The 15,963-nt window shown below is 64.5% G+C and carries 14 protein-coding genes; 4 read left to right on the top strand and 10 right to left on the bottom strand.

The genetic code is table 11. The annotated features are described in order from the left end of the window. Window positions 1-259: 259 nt before the first annotated feature. From ppa to CAG22_RS18660, 8 genes are all read right to left on the bottom strand, one after another. Window positions 260-787 (bottom strand): inorganic diphosphatase, encoded by a 528-nt coding sequence (gene ppa, locus CAG22_RS18625; protein WP_003255365.1) that lies wholly within the window; start codon window positions 785-787, stop codon window positions 260-262. A 93-nt stretch (window positions 788-880) separates the two neighbouring features. Further along, entirely contained in the window at window positions 881-1,696 is an 816-nt protein-coding gene (locus tag CAG22_RS18630; RefSeq protein WP_085591958.1) for a zinc-dependent peptidase, read from the bottom strand. Between the two features lie 9 nt (window positions 1,697-1,705). Continuing rightward, on the bottom strand, window positions 1,706-2,353 hold the full coding sequence (locus CAG22_RS18635; protein ID WP_025337547.1) for a DedA family protein: 648 nt from the start codon (window positions 2,351-2,353) through the stop codon (window positions 1,706-1,708). 251 nt (window positions 2,354-2,604) lie between these two features. Further along, the gene (locus CAG22_RS18640) at window positions 2,605-3,063 is read right to left on the bottom strand and encodes a GNAT family N-acetyltransferase (protein ID WP_003257044.1); all 459 of its coding nucleotides are present in this window, start codon (window positions 3,061-3,063) and stop codon (window positions 2,605-2,607) included. A gap of 108 nt (window positions 3,064-3,171) precedes the next feature. Further along, window positions 3,172-3,990 (bottom strand): ethanolamine ammonia-lyase subunit EutC, encoded by an 819-nt coding sequence (gene eutC, locus CAG22_RS18645; protein WP_025337548.1) that lies wholly within the window; start codon window positions 3,988-3,990, stop codon window positions 3,172-3,174. 8 nt (window positions 3,991-3,998) lie between these two features. Then, window positions 3,999-5,393 (bottom strand): ethanolamine ammonia-lyase subunit EutB, encoded by a 1,395-nt coding sequence (locus CAG22_RS18650; RefSeq protein WP_025337549.1) that lies wholly within the window; start codon window positions 5,391-5,393, stop codon window positions 3,999-4,001. A gap of 46 nt (window positions 5,394-5,439) precedes the next feature. Continuing rightward, window positions 5,440-6,888, bottom strand: a complete 1,449-nt coding sequence (gene eat / locus CAG22_RS18655; RefSeq protein ID WP_013970695.1) for an ethanolamine permease — start codon at window positions 6,886-6,888, stop codon at window positions 5,440-5,442. Between the two features lie 215 nt (window positions 6,889-7,103). After that, entirely contained in the window at window positions 7,104-8,624 is a 1,521-nt protein-coding gene (locus CAG22_RS18660) for an aldehyde dehydrogenase family protein (RefSeq protein ID WP_025337551.1), read from the bottom strand. A 255-nt stretch (window positions 8,625-8,879) separates the two neighbouring features. Here CAG22_RS18660 and CAG22_RS18665 point away from each other — a divergent pair, with 255 nt between their 5' ends. The 4 genes from CAG22_RS18665 to CAG22_RS18680 all read left to right on the top strand — a co-directional run bounded on the left by CAG22_RS18665 (window position 8,880) and on the right by CAG22_RS18680 (window position 13,275). After that, window positions 8,880-10,949, top strand: a complete 2,070-nt coding sequence (locus tag CAG22_RS18665; RefSeq protein WP_085705922.1) for a sigma-54-dependent Fis family transcriptional regulator — start codon at window positions 8,880-8,882, stop codon at window positions 10,947-10,949. 66 nt (window positions 10,950-11,015) lie between these two features. Beyond that, window positions 11,016-12,365 carry a UDP-N-acetylmuramate:L-alanyl-gamma-D-glutamyl-meso-diaminopimelate ligase gene (gene mpl, locus CAG22_RS18670; protein ID WP_085705923.1) on the top strand — a complete coding sequence of 450 codons (1,350 nt, stop codon included), beginning with the start codon at window positions 11,016-11,018 and terminating at the stop codon, window positions 12,363-12,365. Continuing rightward, a complete protein-coding gene (ubiX, locus tag CAG22_RS18675; RefSeq protein ID WP_013970698.1) occupies window positions 12,362-12,991 on the top strand; it encodes a flavin prenyltransferase UbiX in 630 nt (209 codons plus the stop codon). The genes mpl and ubiX overlap by 4 nt, the downstream gene beginning before the upstream one ends. After that, the gene (locus tag CAG22_RS18680) at window positions 12,988-13,275 is read left to right on the top strand and encodes a YceK/YidQ family lipoprotein (protein WP_046615986.1); all 288 of its coding nucleotides are present in this window, start codon (window positions 12,988-12,990) and stop codon (window positions 13,273-13,275) included. The genes ubiX and CAG22_RS18680 overlap by 4 nt, the downstream gene beginning before the upstream one ends. A 159-nt stretch (window positions 13,276-13,434) precedes the next feature. Here CAG22_RS18680 and CAG22_RS18685 read toward each other — a convergent pair whose 3' ends face one another. Further along, complete coding sequence (locus CAG22_RS18685; RefSeq protein WP_025337555.1) at window positions 13,435-14,079, bottom strand: oxidoreductase; 645 nt, start codon at window positions 14,077-14,079, stop codon at window positions 13,435-13,437. A gap of 27 nt (window positions 14,080-14,106) precedes the next feature. Continuing rightward, entirely contained in the window at window positions 14,107-15,840 is a 1,734-nt protein-coding gene (locus CAG22_RS18690) for a C13 family peptidase (RefSeq protein ID WP_025337556.1), read from the bottom strand. Window positions 15,841-15,963 lie beyond the last annotated feature (123 nt).

The raw sequence follows: 15,963 nt of genomic DNA on the forward strand, positions 1-15,963 counted from the left end.
GCGTAGGATTTTTTACTCTCCCAAGCAAGTGCACGGTTCCTGTGGGAGCGGGCGTGCCCGCGAAGAGGCCAACGCGGTGGCTGGCACCGGCTGCGCCGGTGTTCGCGGGCACGCCCGCTCCCACAGGGATCGCGCCAGCAATTAGAATTTGAGCAAGGCAGTTGCTTCTGCGCAGGCAGGTCAATTAGTTCCAGGGCGACCAGCCATCCATCAGGCATAAAAAAACCCCGCCTGGGCGGGGTTCTTCATGCAACCGGCATCAGCCCTTGTAGGCAGCAACCGATTTGGTGATCGCGGCGCGGGCGGCGTCAGCGCCTTCCCAGCCTTCGATCTTGACCCACTTGCCCTTCTCGAGATCTTTGTAGTTGGCAAAGAAGTGCTCGATCTGCTGGATCAGCAGGGCTGGCAGGTCGGTGTATTCCTTCACATCGACGTACAGCTGCGACAGCTTGTCGTGAGGAACAGCGATGACCTTGGCGTCGCCGCCGCCGTCGTCGGTCATGTTCAGCACGCCGACCGGACGGGCGCGGATAACCGAACCTGGGGCTACCGGGTAAGGGGTAACGACCAGCACGTCCAGCGGATCACCGTCATCGGCCAGGGTGTTCGGGATGAAGCCGTAGTTGGCTGGGTAGAACATCGGGGTAGCCATGAAACGGTCGACGAACAGGGTATCGCTGTCCTTGTCGATCTCGTATTTGATCGGCGCGTGGTTGGCCGGGATCTCGATGGCGACGTAGATGTCGTTCGGCAGGTCTTTGCCCGCCGGAATCTTGCTGTAGCTCATTGGGCAGTGCCCCCGTGTTTGACCAAAAAAGTGGCGGCGATTATAGGCACATTCTGCATGGGCATGCCACGCCTGGCCTGATGTGCGGCCCCGTCAGGCGTGGCTTTCGCGGTATTCCGGGTGTTCGGCCTGCAGCCGGCACAGGCGCGCCAGCGGGTCCTGGCGGTAGAACAGCGACAACTGGCGGTAGACCTGTGGATAAGCCTGTTGCAGCAGGTCGGGGGCACTAAAGAAGTACTCGCTGGTGACGGCAAAGAACTCCGCGGGGTTCTCCGCGGCATACGGGTCGATGGCGGTTTCGGCGTCGGGGTTGGCGTCCAGCTGGCGGTTGAGGTCGTCATAGGCCTGTTGCATGGCGGTTGCCCATTCATCCACGGGCATGCCGCTGTGCAGCGGCGGCAGGCCGTTGGCATCGCCATTGAGCATGTCGAGCTTGTGCGCCAGTTCATGGATGACCAGGTTGTAGGCCTCCCAGCCACCGCTTGCCAGCACGCCGTTCCAGGCGAGGATGATCGGGCCCTGCTGCCAGGCCTCGCCGCTGTGCTCGCCGTCCCATACGTGCTCCACGCCACTGGCATCGCGGTGGCGCTGGGGGCTCTTGAAGTCGTCGGGGTAGAGGATGATTTCGTGGAAACCCTGGTACCAGTTCAGCTCGCCCAGGTGCAGCAGCGGCAACTGCGCCTGGGCCGCCAGCAACAGGCGCTGCTCGTCATCCGGCTCGACGCCGGGCAGGCAGGTGAGGTGCTTGTCGAGCAGGAACAGGATGCAGGCTTCACGCAGCCAGCGATCTTCTTCGTCCGTGATGCCGTCCAGCATCGGCAGGCGCTCGCGCACGGCCTGCCATTGCTGGGAGGTGATGGGGTAGCGCGCCAGGGTGCGCTTGCGCCGCCAGGCGCTGAACGACCACATCTGCAGGTTTCAGTGGGCCTTGGCCGTGCGGCCCAGGCGGCCACGCAGCAGGCCGAGGATCATCGGCACCAGCGACAGGATGATGATACCCACCACCATCAGCGACAGGTGCTGCTTGATGAATGGCACGTTGCCGAAGAAGTAGCCCAGGGTCACCAGGCCGCCGACCCACAGCAGCGAACCGGCGACGCTGAAACCGAGGAAGCGCGGGTAGTGCATGTGGGCGATGCCGGCGACGAACGGTGCAAAGGTGCGCAGGATGGGCAGGAAGCGCGCCATGGTCACGGTCTTGCCGCCGTGGCGTTCATAGAAGTCGTGGGTACGCTGCAGGTAGTCGCGCCGGAAGATCTTCGAGTTGGGGTTGTTGAACAACCGCTCGCCGGCCGTGCGGCCGATCACGTAGTTGGTGCTGTCGCCGAGGATTGCGGCGGCCATCAGCAGGCCGGCCAGCAGCAACGGGTCCATGCCGCCACCGGCGGCTACGGCGCCGGCAATGAACAGCAGCGAATCACCGGGCAGGAAGGGCATGACCACCAGCCCGGTTTCACAGAAGATCACGGTGAAGAGGATGGCGTAGATCCAGGGACCGTAGTTGGTGACCAGCAGATCGAGGTAGGCATCGAGATGCAGGATAAGGTCCAGCGGGTTGAAATCCATGTACAGCACCTGTGTTCTTGGGCGTAGGCTCGGTTACCTGGGGATGGGTAAATTTTCACACATGACAGGTGGGCCATTATACGGCTAAGTCAGGAACATGCCCGGGGAGTTTGTAGCGGGGGGTTACGGCAGGGGGGTATTCCTGTACCGGCCTCTTCGCGGGCTCGCCCGCTCCCACAGGTACAGCACCGACTTCAGATGCGCCGCTATGCCTGTGGGAGCGGGCGAGCCCGCGAAGAGGCCGGTGCAGGTCAATCTTGGCTGATCGGCAGGATATAACTCTTGAACTCGTTATCCTCACGAAACCCGATGGATTCGTAAGTCTTGTGCGCTACCTCATTGTCCGCACTGGTCGACACCCGCATGCGCACGGCGTTGGTTTCCTTGGCCATTTTCTTCGCCTCGCGCATCAGGTGGTCGGCCACCAGCATGCGCCGCGAGTCCTCGGCCACGTAGATATCGTTGAGAATCCATACCCGCTTCAACGACAGCGATGAGTAGCTTGGGTACAGCTGGCAGAATCCCAGCAGTTTGCCGTCGTCATCATCGGGTAGCGCCAGGTAGATCACCGACTCATCCCGCTTCAGGCGCTTCTCAAGGAAACTGCGGGAGCTGTCAGGGTAGGGTAGCTGCCCATAGAACTCACGGTATTTGACGAACATCGGCGTGAGCAGATCGAGGTGTTCCAGGGTTGCCTTGATGATGCGCATGTGCGGCCCTCAGAGTCCATTAGGGGAAACAGCGGATTGCCATCAGCCTTCAAGGGCATGCTGCCCAATGCGCGGTGCAAGTGCAATCCGCCTTCCGTGACATGTTTTTTACCCTTTGCCGAGCAGGAAGTTACCTTTCTGGCCGGTGCTGTGTTCACTCTCCAGGCTATGGACCTCGGCTTCGTCCTTCAGATTCACCCCGGAAAGCTGGCGTCGGCAGGCTTCGCGCATCAAGTACAGCAAGCGGTGCGCCGCCATGCCATAACTCAGGCCCTCCAGGCGGATGTTGGAAATGCAGTTGCGGTAGGCATCGGTCAGGCCGACCTTCGGTGCATAGGTGAAGTACAGGCCAAGGCTGTCGGGCGAGCTGAGCCCGGGGCGTTCGCCGATCAGCATCACCGTCATCCGGGCGCCCAGCAGCTCACCAACCTCGTCGGCCACTGCCACGCGGCCCTGCTGCACCAGCACCACCGGGGCGCTGGTCCAGCCATCGGCGGCGGCCTGTTCCTCGAAACGCGCCAGGAATGGCAGGGTGTGGCGGTGCACGGCCAGTGCCGACAGGCCGTCAGCGACGACGATGGCCAGGTCGACCCCGCCGGGGTTGGCCTGGGCGTGCTGGCGCAGCGCGGCAACCGAATCTTCGTTCAGCCGTCGTCCCAGGTCCGGGCGTTGCAGGTACTGGTTGCGGTCGCTGGCGGCGCTGTGCAGCACCAGGCTTTCGCGCCCGCGGTCACTCAGCTGGGTAGCCAGGCCGGCATGGTCGAAGGCCAGGTGCACGGCGTCGCGGGCCTGGGCGTGGGCAAACTGGAAGTCCAGCTGCGCACCGGTCGGCAGGCTGGTGCCGGTGCGGCCCAGGGCTATGCGCGCCGGGGTCAGGTTGCGCAGGGCCAGCCAAGGGTTGTCGGGGGTAGGCGTGCGGTGGTCCATGGTCATCCCTATGCAAGCTGTGCCAAGGCCTGGCGGAAGGCCGGCGGCAGGTTGTCACCAAAGCGCACCCGGCCATCGGCCTGGGTGAAGATGCCGGTGCGGGCCAGCCATGCCTCGAATTCCGGCCCGGGCTTCAGGCCCAGGGTCTGGCGCGCGTACAGCGCGTCGTGGAACGAGGTGGTCTGGTAGTTGAGCATGATGTCGTCGGAGCCGGGGATGCCCATGATGAAGTTGATCCCGGCCACGCCCAGCAGGGTCAGCAGGGTGTCCATGTCGTCCTGGTCAGCTTCGGCGTGGTTGGTGTAGCAGATGTCGCAACCCATTGGCACTCCCAGCAGCTTGCCGCAGAAGTGGTCTTCGAGGCCGGCGCGGATGATCTGCTTGCCGTTGTACAGGTACTCCGGGCCGATGAAACCGACCACGGTATTGACCAGGAACGGCTTGAAGTGGCGGGCCACGGCATAGGCGCGGGTTTCACAGGTCTGCTGGTCGACGCCGTGGTGGGCGTTGGCCGACAGCGCGCTGCCCTGGCCGGTTTCGAAGTACATCAGGTTCTGCCCGAGGGTGCCGCGTTTCAGCGAAAGGCCCGCTTCGTAGCCTTCCTGCAGCACGTTCAGGTTGATGCCGAACCCGGCGTTGGCCGCCTCGGTGCCGGCGATGGACTGGAACACCAGGTCCAGTGGCACGCCACGGTTGATCGCCTCGATCGAGGTGGTGACGTGGGTCAGCACGCAGGCCTGGGTGGGGATGTCGTAGCGCTGGATGATGGCGTCGAGCATTTCCAGCAGGGCGCAGATCGAGGCGATGCTGTCGGTGGCCGGGTTGATGCCGATCATGGCGTCGCCGTTGCCGTAAAGCAGGCCGTCGAGAATGCTGGCGGCGATGCCGGCCGGCTCGTCGGTCGGGTGGTTGGGCTGCAGCCGGGTCGACAGGCGACCGCGCAGGCCCATGGTGCCACGGAACCGGGTGACCACGCGGATCTTCTGTGCCACCAGCACCAGGTCCTGCACGCGCATGATCTTCGACACCGCGGCGGCCATTTCCGGCGTCAGCCCGGGTGCCAGGTTGCGCAGGCTGTCCTCGTTGGCTTCTTCGCTCAGCAGCCAGTCGCGCAGGCCACCCACGGTCAGGTGGCTGACCGGGGCGAAGGCCTGGGCATCGTGGGTGTCGATGATCAGGCGCGTGACTTCATCATCTTCGTAAGGGATCAGCGCTTCGTTGAGGAAATGCGTCAGCGGGATATTGGCCAGGGCCATCTGCGCGGCGACCCGTTCGCCGTCGTTGCTGGCCGCGACGCCCGCCAGGTAGTCCCCCGAGCGGGCGGGGCTGGCCTTGGCCATCACTTCCTTGAGGCTGTCGAAGCGGTAGACCAGATGGCCGACCGTGTGTACGAAACTTGCCATACAGACTCTCCAGAGCCGCGGGTTGCCCCGCGGCGGGTGGCGGCGATCAGTGCAAGGCCTCTTCGGCCTTCTGGATCGCGGCGAATTCCTCTTCCGGTGTACCCGCGACCAGGTGGTGGCGGCTGTAGAAAGCAAAGTAGGCAATTAATACCGCATAGATCACTGCGGCGCCAATCACCACCCGTGGGTCGACCAGGAAACCGGCGACCACGGCGATGCAGGCCAGTACCAGTGCCAGGCCCGAGGTGAAGATGCCACCGGGGGTGCGGTATGGGCGCTCCATCTTCGGCCGGCGGATGCGCAGGGTGATGTGCGCGGCCATCATCAGCACGTACGACAGGGTAGCGCCGAACACCGCCACCAGGATCAGCAGGTCACCCTGGCCGGTCAGCGACAGGGCAAAGCCGATGATCCCGGGGATGATCAAGGCCAGTACCGGGGCCTTGCTCTTGTTGGTTTCCGACAGCTTGCGCGGCAGGTAGCCGGCGCGGGACAGGGCGAAGATCTGCCGGGAGTAGGCGTAGATGATCGAGAAGAAACTGGCGATCAGCCCGGCCAGGCCGACCAGGTTGACGAAGCCGCCCATCCAGGTGCTACCGCCGTAGGCTTTGGACAAGGCTTCTACCAGCGGGTTGCCGGACGCTTTCAGTGCTTCGGAGCCTGCGCCGCCGGGGCCGACCACCAGGATCAGCAGGGCGAAGGCCAGCAGCACCAGCATGGCGCCGATCAGGCCGCGTGGCAGGTCACGCTTGGGGTTCTTGGTTTCTTCGGCAGCCAGCGGCACGCCCTCTACGGCGAGGAAGAACCAGATGGCATAGGGGATGGCCGCCCACACGCCGACATAGCCGAACGGCAGGAAACTGCTGGCGCCCACGGCGTCCGTTTTGGCGATGTCGAACAGGTTGGCTGCATCAAAATGGGGCACCATGCTCACCAGGAACACGGCCAGGGCGATGGCGGCGATGGCGGTGATGATGAACATCAGCTTCAACGCCTCACCCACGCCAAAGATGTGGATGCCGATGAACACGATGTAGAACGCCAGGTAGATCATCCAGCCGCCGATGCCGAACAGTGACTGGCAGTAGGCGCCGATGAACACCGCGATGGCGGCGGGGGCGATGGCGTACTCGATGAGGATCGCCGTCCCGGTGAGGAAGCCGCCCCAGGGGCCGAATGCGCTGCGGGCAAAGCCGTAGCCGCCGCCTGCGGTGGGGATCATCGACGACAGTTCGGCCAGCGAGAAGCACATGCACAGGTACATGGTGGCCATCAGCAGGGTGGCGAGGAACATGCCGCCCCAGCCGCCCTGGGCCAGGCCGAAGTTCCAGCCGGCATAGTCGCCGGAGATGACGTAGGCCACGCCCAGGCCGACCAGCAGGACCCAGCCGGCGGCGCCTTTTTTCAGTTCACGTTGCTGGAAGTAGTCCGAGCCGACTTTTTCGAAGTCGACGGAAGAGCCTGCCGGCGAGCCGGCGGAATGATCGCTTGGCATAGATTCACCTGTTGTTTTTCTTGGTGGCCGGACGGGTTCCGGGCCGATGGTGATGGGTACTGCAGGAAGCGAGCCAGAGCGGTTGGTGCTCTGGATATTGTGTTTGCAGGTCCGGCCTCATCGCCGGCAAGCCGGCTCCCACAGGTACTGCACAGGTCTGGAATCCCCTGCGATCCCTGTGGGAGCGGGCGAGCCCGCGAAGGCCGCGACGCGGTTTAGAAGAAGCCCAACGGATTGATGTCGTAGCTCACCAGCAGGTTCTTGGTCTGCTGATAGTGGTCGAGCATCATCTTGTGGGTCTCACGCCCGACCCCCGACTTCTTGTAGCCACCGAACGCGGCATGCGCCGGGTACAGGTGGTAGCAGTTGGTCCACACGCGGCCAGCCTTGATCCCACGGCCCATGCGGTAGGCACGGTTGATGTCGCGGGTCCACACGCCGGCACCCAGGCCGAACTCGGTGTCGTTGGCGATCGCCAGGGCTTCGGCTTCGTCCTTGAAGGTGGTGACGCTGACCACCGGGCCGAAGATTTCTTCCTGGAACACGCGCATCTTGTTGTTGCCCTTGAGCAGGGTCGGCTGGATGTAGTAGCCGGTGGCCAGCGAACCTTCCAGTTTTTCCACCTTGCCGCCAGTCAGCAACTCGGCGCCTTCCTTCTGGGCGATGTCGAGGTACGACAGGATCTTCTCGAACTGCTGTTGCGAGGCCTGGGCGCCGACCATGGTGTCGGTGTCCAGCGGGTCGCCGCGCTTGATCTGCAGCACCTTCTTCATCACCACTTCCATGAACTGCGGGTAGATCGACTCCTGTACCAGTGCCCGTGACGGGCAGGTGCATACCTCACCCTGGTTGAAGAACGCCAGCACCATGCCTTCGGCCGCCTTCTCGATGAAGCTTGGCTCGGCTTGCATGATGTCTTCGAAATACACGTTCGGCGACTTGCCGCCCAGTTCGACGGTGGACGGGATGATGTTCTCGGCGGCGCATTTCATGATGTGCGAGCCGACCGGGGTCGAGCCGGTGAAGGCGATCTTGGCGATGCGCTTGCTGGTGGCCAGTGCTTCACCGGCTTCGCGGCCAAAGCCTTGCACCACGTTGAGCACGCCTTTTGGCAGCAGGTCACCGATCACTTCCAGCAGCACGGTGATGCCCAGCGGGGTCTGTTCGGCCGGCTTGAGCACCACGCAGTTACCGGCGGCCAGTGCCGGGGCAAGCTTCCAGGCGGCCATCAGGATCGGGAAGTTCCACGGGATGATCTGCCCGACCACGCCCAGTGGCTCATGGATGTGGTAGGCCACGGTGCCTTCGTTGATTTCCGCGGCGCCGCCTTCCTGGGCGCGGATGCAGCCAGCGAAGTAGCGGAAGTGGTCGACCGCCAGCGGAATGTCGGCATTGAGGGTTTCGCGGATCGGCTTGCCGTTGTCCCAGGTTTCGGTAATGGCCAGCAGTTCGAGGTTCTGCTCGATACGGTCGGCGATCTTCAGCAGAACGTTGGAGCGGTCCTGCACTGAAGTACGGCCCCAGGCGTCGGCCGCAGCGTGGGCGGCATCCAGGGCTTTATCGATGTCTTCGGCAGTGGAGCGGGGGAATTCAGCGATCAGCTTGCCATTCACCGGGGAGGTATTTTCGAAGTACTGCCCCTTTACCGGAGGAACGAACTCACCACCGATGTAGTTGCCGTAGCGGCTCTTGAAGGAAACCTTCGCGCCTTCGGTACCGGGATGTGCGTAACGCATGGTGTGTCTCCTGGCTATTGTGTTTGTTAGGGAGTTGGAAAGCGTAGAGCAAAGGTTGGGCCAGCGTTTCGAGCACCAGGCAAATCAATGACTTGGCTCGGTTATCGGTACCTGGCCCACGGTCGCTGTGCCAGCGCCGGTACGCGCGGGGGTGACACTTTGTGCCATTTGCGACACGTAACCGGAGGGTGCATTGCAAAGCCTTCCCGGGTGGAGGATGCTGGCGGGACTCTCTATCTGCGGAGAACTACAACAATGCAGAGCAATCATTTCAGTCGCCATGCCCAGCAAGTCCATACCGTCGCCCATGGTGGGGCCGGGGAGGGCGGCAGTGACCCGTCCATCGCCCGCTCCTGGCTGCGCTGCCTGGAGGACTACCACCTCGACCCGTCGGTGATCGAGGCCCCGGTGGTGCTCGAGCATGGGCGCCTGCTGGAAAGCCGCGAGCGCCTGCGCCAGGTGCTGCAGATTGCCGACCATGAAATGAACAGCCTGCACCAGCAGCTTTCCGGGGCCGGCCATGCAGTGCTGCTGACCGATGCCCGTGGGGTGATCCTCAATTGCGTCAGCGCGCCGACCGAGCGGCGCAGCTTCGAGCGCGCCGGGCTGTGGTTGGGCGCTGACTGGAGCGAGGCGCGCGAGGGCACCAACGGCATCGGCACCTGCCTGGTCGAGCGCCAGGCACTGACCATCCACCAGAACGAGCACTTCCGTGGCCGCCACACCGGCCTGACCTGCTCGGCCAGCCCGGTGTTCGACCCGCATGGCGAGTTGCTGGCAGTGCTGGATGTGTCTTCGGCGCGGCCCGACGTTTCCCGCCAGAGCCAGTTCCACACCATGGCCCTGGTCAACCTGTCGGCGAAGATGATCGAAAGCTGCTACTTCCTGCGCCATTTCGAACAGCAATGGCTGCTGCGTTTTCACCTGCAGGCCGAGTCGGTCGGCCTGTTCAGCGAAGGCCTGCTGGCGTTCGACGGTGACGGGCGCATCTGCGCCGCCAACCAGAGCGCGCTGAACCTGCTGGGCACGGTGCGTGGTGGCGTGCTGGGCAAACCGCTGGAACGCTTTTTCGCTTGCAGCCACGACGAACTGTTCAGCCGCGCTACGCCCGGTGGCAGCACGGCCTGGCCGCTGCATACCCTGGACGGGCGCCAGGTGTTCGCCAGCCTCCGTGGCCAGGCGCGCGCACCGGTGTGGTCGGTGCCGGCCGCCCAGCCGCGACCCGCACGGGAAGTGGAACCGCTAATCTGCCTGCTCGACCCGGCCTTGCAGAACGACTTCCGCCGCAGCGTGCGGGTGTTCGAGCGCGATGTGCCGCTGTTGCTGCGCGGCGAGACCGGCTGTGGCAAGGAGGCCTTTGCCCAGGCCGTGCACCAGGCCAGCGAGCGGCGCGGCAAGCCGTTCGTGGCCATCAACTGCGCCTCGATCCCGGAGAGCCTGATCGAGAGCGAACTGTTCGGCTACCGCGGCGGCAGCTTTACCGGTGCGCGCAAGGAAGGCATGCGCGGCAAGCTGCTGCAGGCCGATGGCGGCACCTTGCTGCTGGACGAGATTGGCGACATGCCACTGGCCCTGCAAACCCGCCTGCTGCGCGTGCTGGAGGAGCGCCAGGTGGTGCCGATCGGTGGCGAGCCGCAGGCGGTCGACGTGCGCATTGTCAGCGCTACCCACCGAGACCTGCTGGAACGGGTGGAGCAGGGCAGTTTCCGCGAGGACCTGTATTACCGGCTTAATGGCCTGGAAGTGGCATTGCCTGCGGTGCGCGAGCGCAGTGACAAGGCGCAGTTGCTGGACTTTCTGCTGCGTCAGGAGGCGCAGGGAGAACCGATCGATATCGAGCCCAGGGCACGGCAGGCACTGCTCGACTTCGCCTGGCCGGGCAACGTGCGGCAGATGCGCAACGTGCTGCGTACCCTGGTGGCACTTTGCGAAGACTCCCGCATCGTGTTCCCTGATCTCCCCGCCATTGTTCGCGAGGGCTTCGCCCTCGATCGCCGGCAAGCCAGCTCCCACCTCGATCGCAGTGGCTTCAGGCCATGTGCAATCCCTGTGGGAGCCGGCTTGCCGGCGATAGGGCCAGAGCAGGTAGCACAAGACAGTTGCTCCCTCAGGGTGAATGGGGCTTTCGAAGCTGGCGCTGTACCTGTGGGAGCTGGCTTGCCGGCGATAGGGCCTGCCGCGTTGGAGGATGCCGAGCGTCATGCGCTGCTGGCCACCCTGGAGGCAAAACACTGGCACCTCACCCGTGTCGCCGAGCACTTGGGCATCAGCCGCAATACCTTGTATCGAAAACTGCGCAAACACGGCATCACCAGGGCCGACTGAGCGAAACATCTGGTGCGATTTGTCGCGCCCTGGGCTACCCTGCCTCGATGTTTTGCGAGGTCGACCATGCATATTCACATTCTCGGTATTTGCGGCACTTTCATGGGCTCGCTGGCGGTGCTGGCCAAGGAACTTGGCCACCGCGTCACCGGCTCGGACGCCAACGTCTATCCCCCGATGAGCACCCAGCTCGAAGCCCAGGGCATCGAGCTGACCCAAGGCTATGACCCGGCCCAGCTGGACCCGGCGCCAGACCTGGTGGTCATCGGCAACGCCATGTCGCGTGGCAACCCGGCGGTGGAATACGTGCTGAACAAGGGCCTGCCCTATGTTTCCGGCCCGCAGTGGCTGGCCGACCACGTGTTGCAGGGCCGCTGGGTGCTGGCCGTTGCCGGTACCCACGGCAAGACCACGACCAGCAGCATGCTGGCCTGGGTGCTGGAACATGCCGGCATGAGCCCGGGCTTCCTGATTGGCGGTGTGCCGCAGAACTTCTCGGTGTCGGCGCGCCTGGGCGATACGCCGTTCTTCGTGGTCGAAGCCGACGAATACGACAGCGCCTTCTTCGACAAGCGCTCGAAGTTCGTCCACTACCACCCGCGCACGGCGATCCTCAACAACCTTGAGTTCGACCATGCGGACATCTTCCCCGACCTGGCCTCGATCGAGCGGCAGTTCCACCACCTGGTGCGCACTATCCCTAGCGAAGGCCTGGTCATCCACCCCACCACCGAGCTGGCGCTGGAGCGGGTGATCGGCATGGGTTGCTGGACCCCGGTGCAGACCACCGGCGAAGGTGGCCAGTGGCAAGCCCGTCTGCTCCGCCCCGACGGCTCGCGCTTCGAAGTGCTGTTCGACGGCGAAGCGCAGGGCGTGGTGGACTGGGCGCTGACTGGCCAGCACAACGTCGCCAACGCCCTGGCCACCCTGGCAGCGGCGCGCCATGTAGGCGTGGTGCCAGCCATGGGCATCGAAGGCCTGAGCGCCTTCAAGAGCGTCAAGCGGCGCATGGAGAAGGTTGCCGAAGTGCAGGGCGTGACCATCTACGATGACTTCGCCCACCACCCGACCGCCATCGCCACCACCCTCGACGGCCTGCGCAAGCGCGTCGGCGAGGCCCCGGTGATCGCCGTGATCGAGCCGCGCTCCAACTCGATGAAGCTCGGTGCCCACCGTGACGGCCTGCCGGAAAGCGTCAACGACGCCGACCAGGTGATCTGGTACGCCCCGGCCAACCTTGGCTGGGACCTGGCTGCCACCGCCGCGCAATGCAAAGTGCCCAGCGTGGTGGCCGACAGCCTCGAAGCGATCATCGAGCGGGTCAAGGGCCAGGCTCGCCCAGGCACCCATGTGGTGATCATGAGCAACGGTGGCTTCGGCGGCCTGCACGGCAAGCTGGCCGAGGCACTCAAGTGAGCGGGCCGGAACGCATCACCCTGGCCATGACGGGCGCCTCTGGCGCCCAGTATGGCCTGCGCCTGCTCGACTGCTTGGTGCGTGAGGACCGCGAGGTGCACTTCCTGATCTCCAAGGCCGCACAACTGGTGATGGCTACCGAGACGGACGTGGTGCTGCCGGCCAAGCCACAGGCGATGCAGGCCTTCCTCACCGAATATACCGGCGCTGCCGACGGGCAGATCCGCGTGTATGGCAAGGAAGACTGGATGTCGCCGGTGGCCTCGGGCTCCGGCGCCCCGGCGGCAATGGTTGTGGTGCCCTGTTCCACCGGCACCTTGTCGGCGATTGCCACCGGTGCCTGCAACAACCTGATCGAACGTGCTGCCGACGTTACCCTCAAGGAGCGTCGCCAGCTGATCCTGGTGCCGCGCGAGGCGCCGTTCTCCACCATCCACCTGGAGAACATGCTCAAGCTGTCGCAGATGGGCGCGGTGATCCTGCCGGCGGCGCCAGGCTTTTATCACCAGCCGCAGACCATCGACGACCTGGTCGACTTCGTGGTGGCGCGCATTCTCAACCTGCTGAACATTCCCCAGGACATGTTGCCGCGCTGGGGTGAGCACCACTTCGGGGTGGATGATTGAAGCGAGCGCTGGCGGGTTTGCTGGCGCTGGTGCTGCTTGGTGGCTGCGCCACGGTGCGCACGCTGGATGCCAACAAGCCCGGGGCACCGGTGGTGTATGCCGGTACCCGGTTGGACTTGTATGTGATCAATGGCGGGTGCTGCCCGCTGGATCGTTACGGGGCTGATGCGCCGGCATATCCGGGGCTGGACCTGCCGGGGAGCATGTTGCTCGATACCTTGTTGCTGCCGTTGTCGCTGCTGACAGCGGCCGGTGTAGGCTTCCAGGCCACCGGTGGCCTCTGAACAGATCGCGAACCTTTGTAGGAGCGGCCTTGTGTCGCGAAAGGGCCGCGAAGCGGCCCCAGCAATTGTTGCGCTAACACTAAAATCCGGGGGCCGCTGTGCGGCCCTTTCGCGACACAAGGCCGCTCCTACAAGTAGTACTGCGCAGGTCCAGGTCGATTATTTCTTGCCCAACCTGCGCAACTCATCCGACTCCACAATCCGCACCCCGTCCTCTTCCTCCAGCGCCAGCCGCCACAGCGCCCGGGCCAAGGTACAAGCCTCGATCCCCCGATACTTCCCGGGTATCAGCTTGGCAAACGGCGAAGCCAACTGTTCGCTGAGCCGCGGCTCGACCCGTTCGCCCAGCAGCAACGATGGCCGCACGATGGTCAGCTGCGGCCAATCCTGGGCCTTGAGCGCCTCTTCCATCTCGCCCTTGACCCGGTTGTAGAAAACCGACGATTTCGGGTCGGCGCCCAAGGCACTGACCACCAGCAGATGCCGTGCGCCCAACTCCCGGGCGCGCTTGCTGAACGCCACCACCATGTCCAGATCCACCGCGCGGAAGGCCGATTCGGAACCGGCCTGCTTCAGCGTGGTGCCCAGGCAGCAGTAGGCGATATCGACCCGCCCGGCCAGCTGTGGAAGGAACACCGCCGGGTCGCCTACCGGGTTTTCCAGGTGCGGGTGCTCGGCCAGTGGCCGGCGGGTTGGCGCCAGTACGCGGGTGATGGTGGGCTCGTTGAGCAGGCGGTCGAGCAGGTGTTCACCTGTCAAACCCGTGGCACCGGCAAGCAGGACATGCTGAGGCGTCAAATACATGATGTCTCTCCCTTGTTACACACAAGCTTAGTGGTTGCCGGGCGTTTGCGCCTGTTCCCCCACGTTGGCCTGTGCGGCGTTACGCAATGCTTCTTCGGCCTGTTGCCGGCGCAGGTGCTGCCAGTGCTCGAGCACATTCGGCGGCGCCCACAGCTGCGGTTCGGAGGCCTCGAAACCTTCCCTTTGTTCTCTTTCGGCAACGCTGGCGCGCGCCAGTTCAAACGCCTGTTTCAGGTCGTCGGTCTGGTTCAGCGCTTCGGCGAACAGGGCATCGCCGAAGTAGGTGAAATCGGCTTCTTCCGAGCAACCGAAGGACACGCGGTCGGCCCGGGCGGCGGTCATGATCAGCGTGCGCTCATCCTTGAGCGGGGCGATATAGCCCCCTGAATAGCACGCGGATATGACAATGACCTTGTCGCGGTCCTTCAGCGGTGCCAGGGCGCTGGCGAGTTCGTCGGCGGACAGGTCGGCCAGCTGCAGGCGCGGTTGGTCGAACACCAGCTGGTGGTCGTGGCTGCCATGGCTGGTGAGGTAGATGAACACCAGGTCTTCGGGGCCGCTGCGCTCGGCCAGGGTGCGGGCGGCGCGGGTAAGGTTTTCACGCGTGGCCATGGGGCGGGTGGTCATGTGATCGCGGTGGTTGACCAAGGTCACCTGGCCACGGGCGCCAAAGCGCACCTTGAGCATGTTGCTGACGTAGTCGGCTTCGCGCATGAACACGCTCTGCTGGCCATCGCCGCCTACCACCAGGCTGTACAGCTGGACTGCTGGTGCCGAGCGCGGTACCCGGGCCAGCGCTTCGTCCAGCAAACGGCCCTGGTTGAGCAGCGCCAGGTCCAGCGGGTCGGGCAACAGTTTGCCGTTCTGGTCCCGTACGCGCACGCCGTTGCTCCAGGTGCCGCTTTCGACCTTGCCGTTGGTCATGATCAGCCGGCCCTGGCCGTGGTAGGCATCGTTGAGGAAGCCACCGATGTACTTGCTGCCGTCGGCCAGTTGCAGGCTGCCCTGGCCCGACAGGCGCCAGTCGGCGAAGGTGCCCTTGTAGTGGCTGCCATCGCTGCCCAGCAGTTCGCCTTCGCCGACCAGCGAGCCGTCCTTGAATTCGCCGATCCACACATCACCGTCGGCATTTTCGTAGCGGCCACGGCCTTCCAGGCGGTTGTCCTTGAACTCACCGATGTACTGCTCGCCGTCGACGCTGTCGTAGGTGCCGCTGCCTTCCAGCTGGCCGTTGATGAAGTGGCCGCTGAACTGGTTGCCGCTGGCATCGCTGCGCACCCCCGCACCGTTGGGCTTGCCCTTGGCGAACAGGCCCTGGTAGCGGCTGCCGTCGGCCAGTTCCAGCTCGCCGGCGCCTTCGTACAGGTCGTCCTTGAACTGGCCGCGGTAGGTCTGGTCGGCTTGCTTGAGGGTGCCTTCGCCGTCGCGGCGGCCGTGGCTGAAGGTGCCGGCATAGTGGCTGCCCGGGGTGTTCAGCTCACCCAGCCCCTGGAACAGCCCTGCGGCGAACTGGCCGCGGTACACCTCGCCGTTGCGGCCGTGCCATTCGCCCTGGCCGTGCCATTGGCCGTCCTTGAAGGTACCGGCGTACCAGCTGCCGTTGGGATAGTCGATCCGTCCCTCGCCTTGCAGCAGGCCATCGACCACCTGCCCCCGGTACCGCCCACCGTCAGGCAGGCGCGCATCCGGCGGGAGCAGCGATTCGCCATCGCCGCAGGCGGCGAGCAGCAGGACCAGGGTGACGGGGAGCAGTGAACGCATGGCGAGAACCGGGCAATAGGTCTGCCGAGTATGACGCAGAATGGGATCCTGAAACAGCGAAGGCATGTGCTGGCGCAGCTCTCGAGCCTGCACTGCATCCAAAAGCTAGCACGGAACCTGTGG

It is taken from the genome of Pseudomonas sp. B8(2017) (assembly GCF_002113575.1).
Lineage (GTDB): Bacteria > Pseudomonadota > Gammaproteobacteria > Pseudomonadales > Pseudomonadaceae > Aquipseudomonas > Aquipseudomonas putida_Z.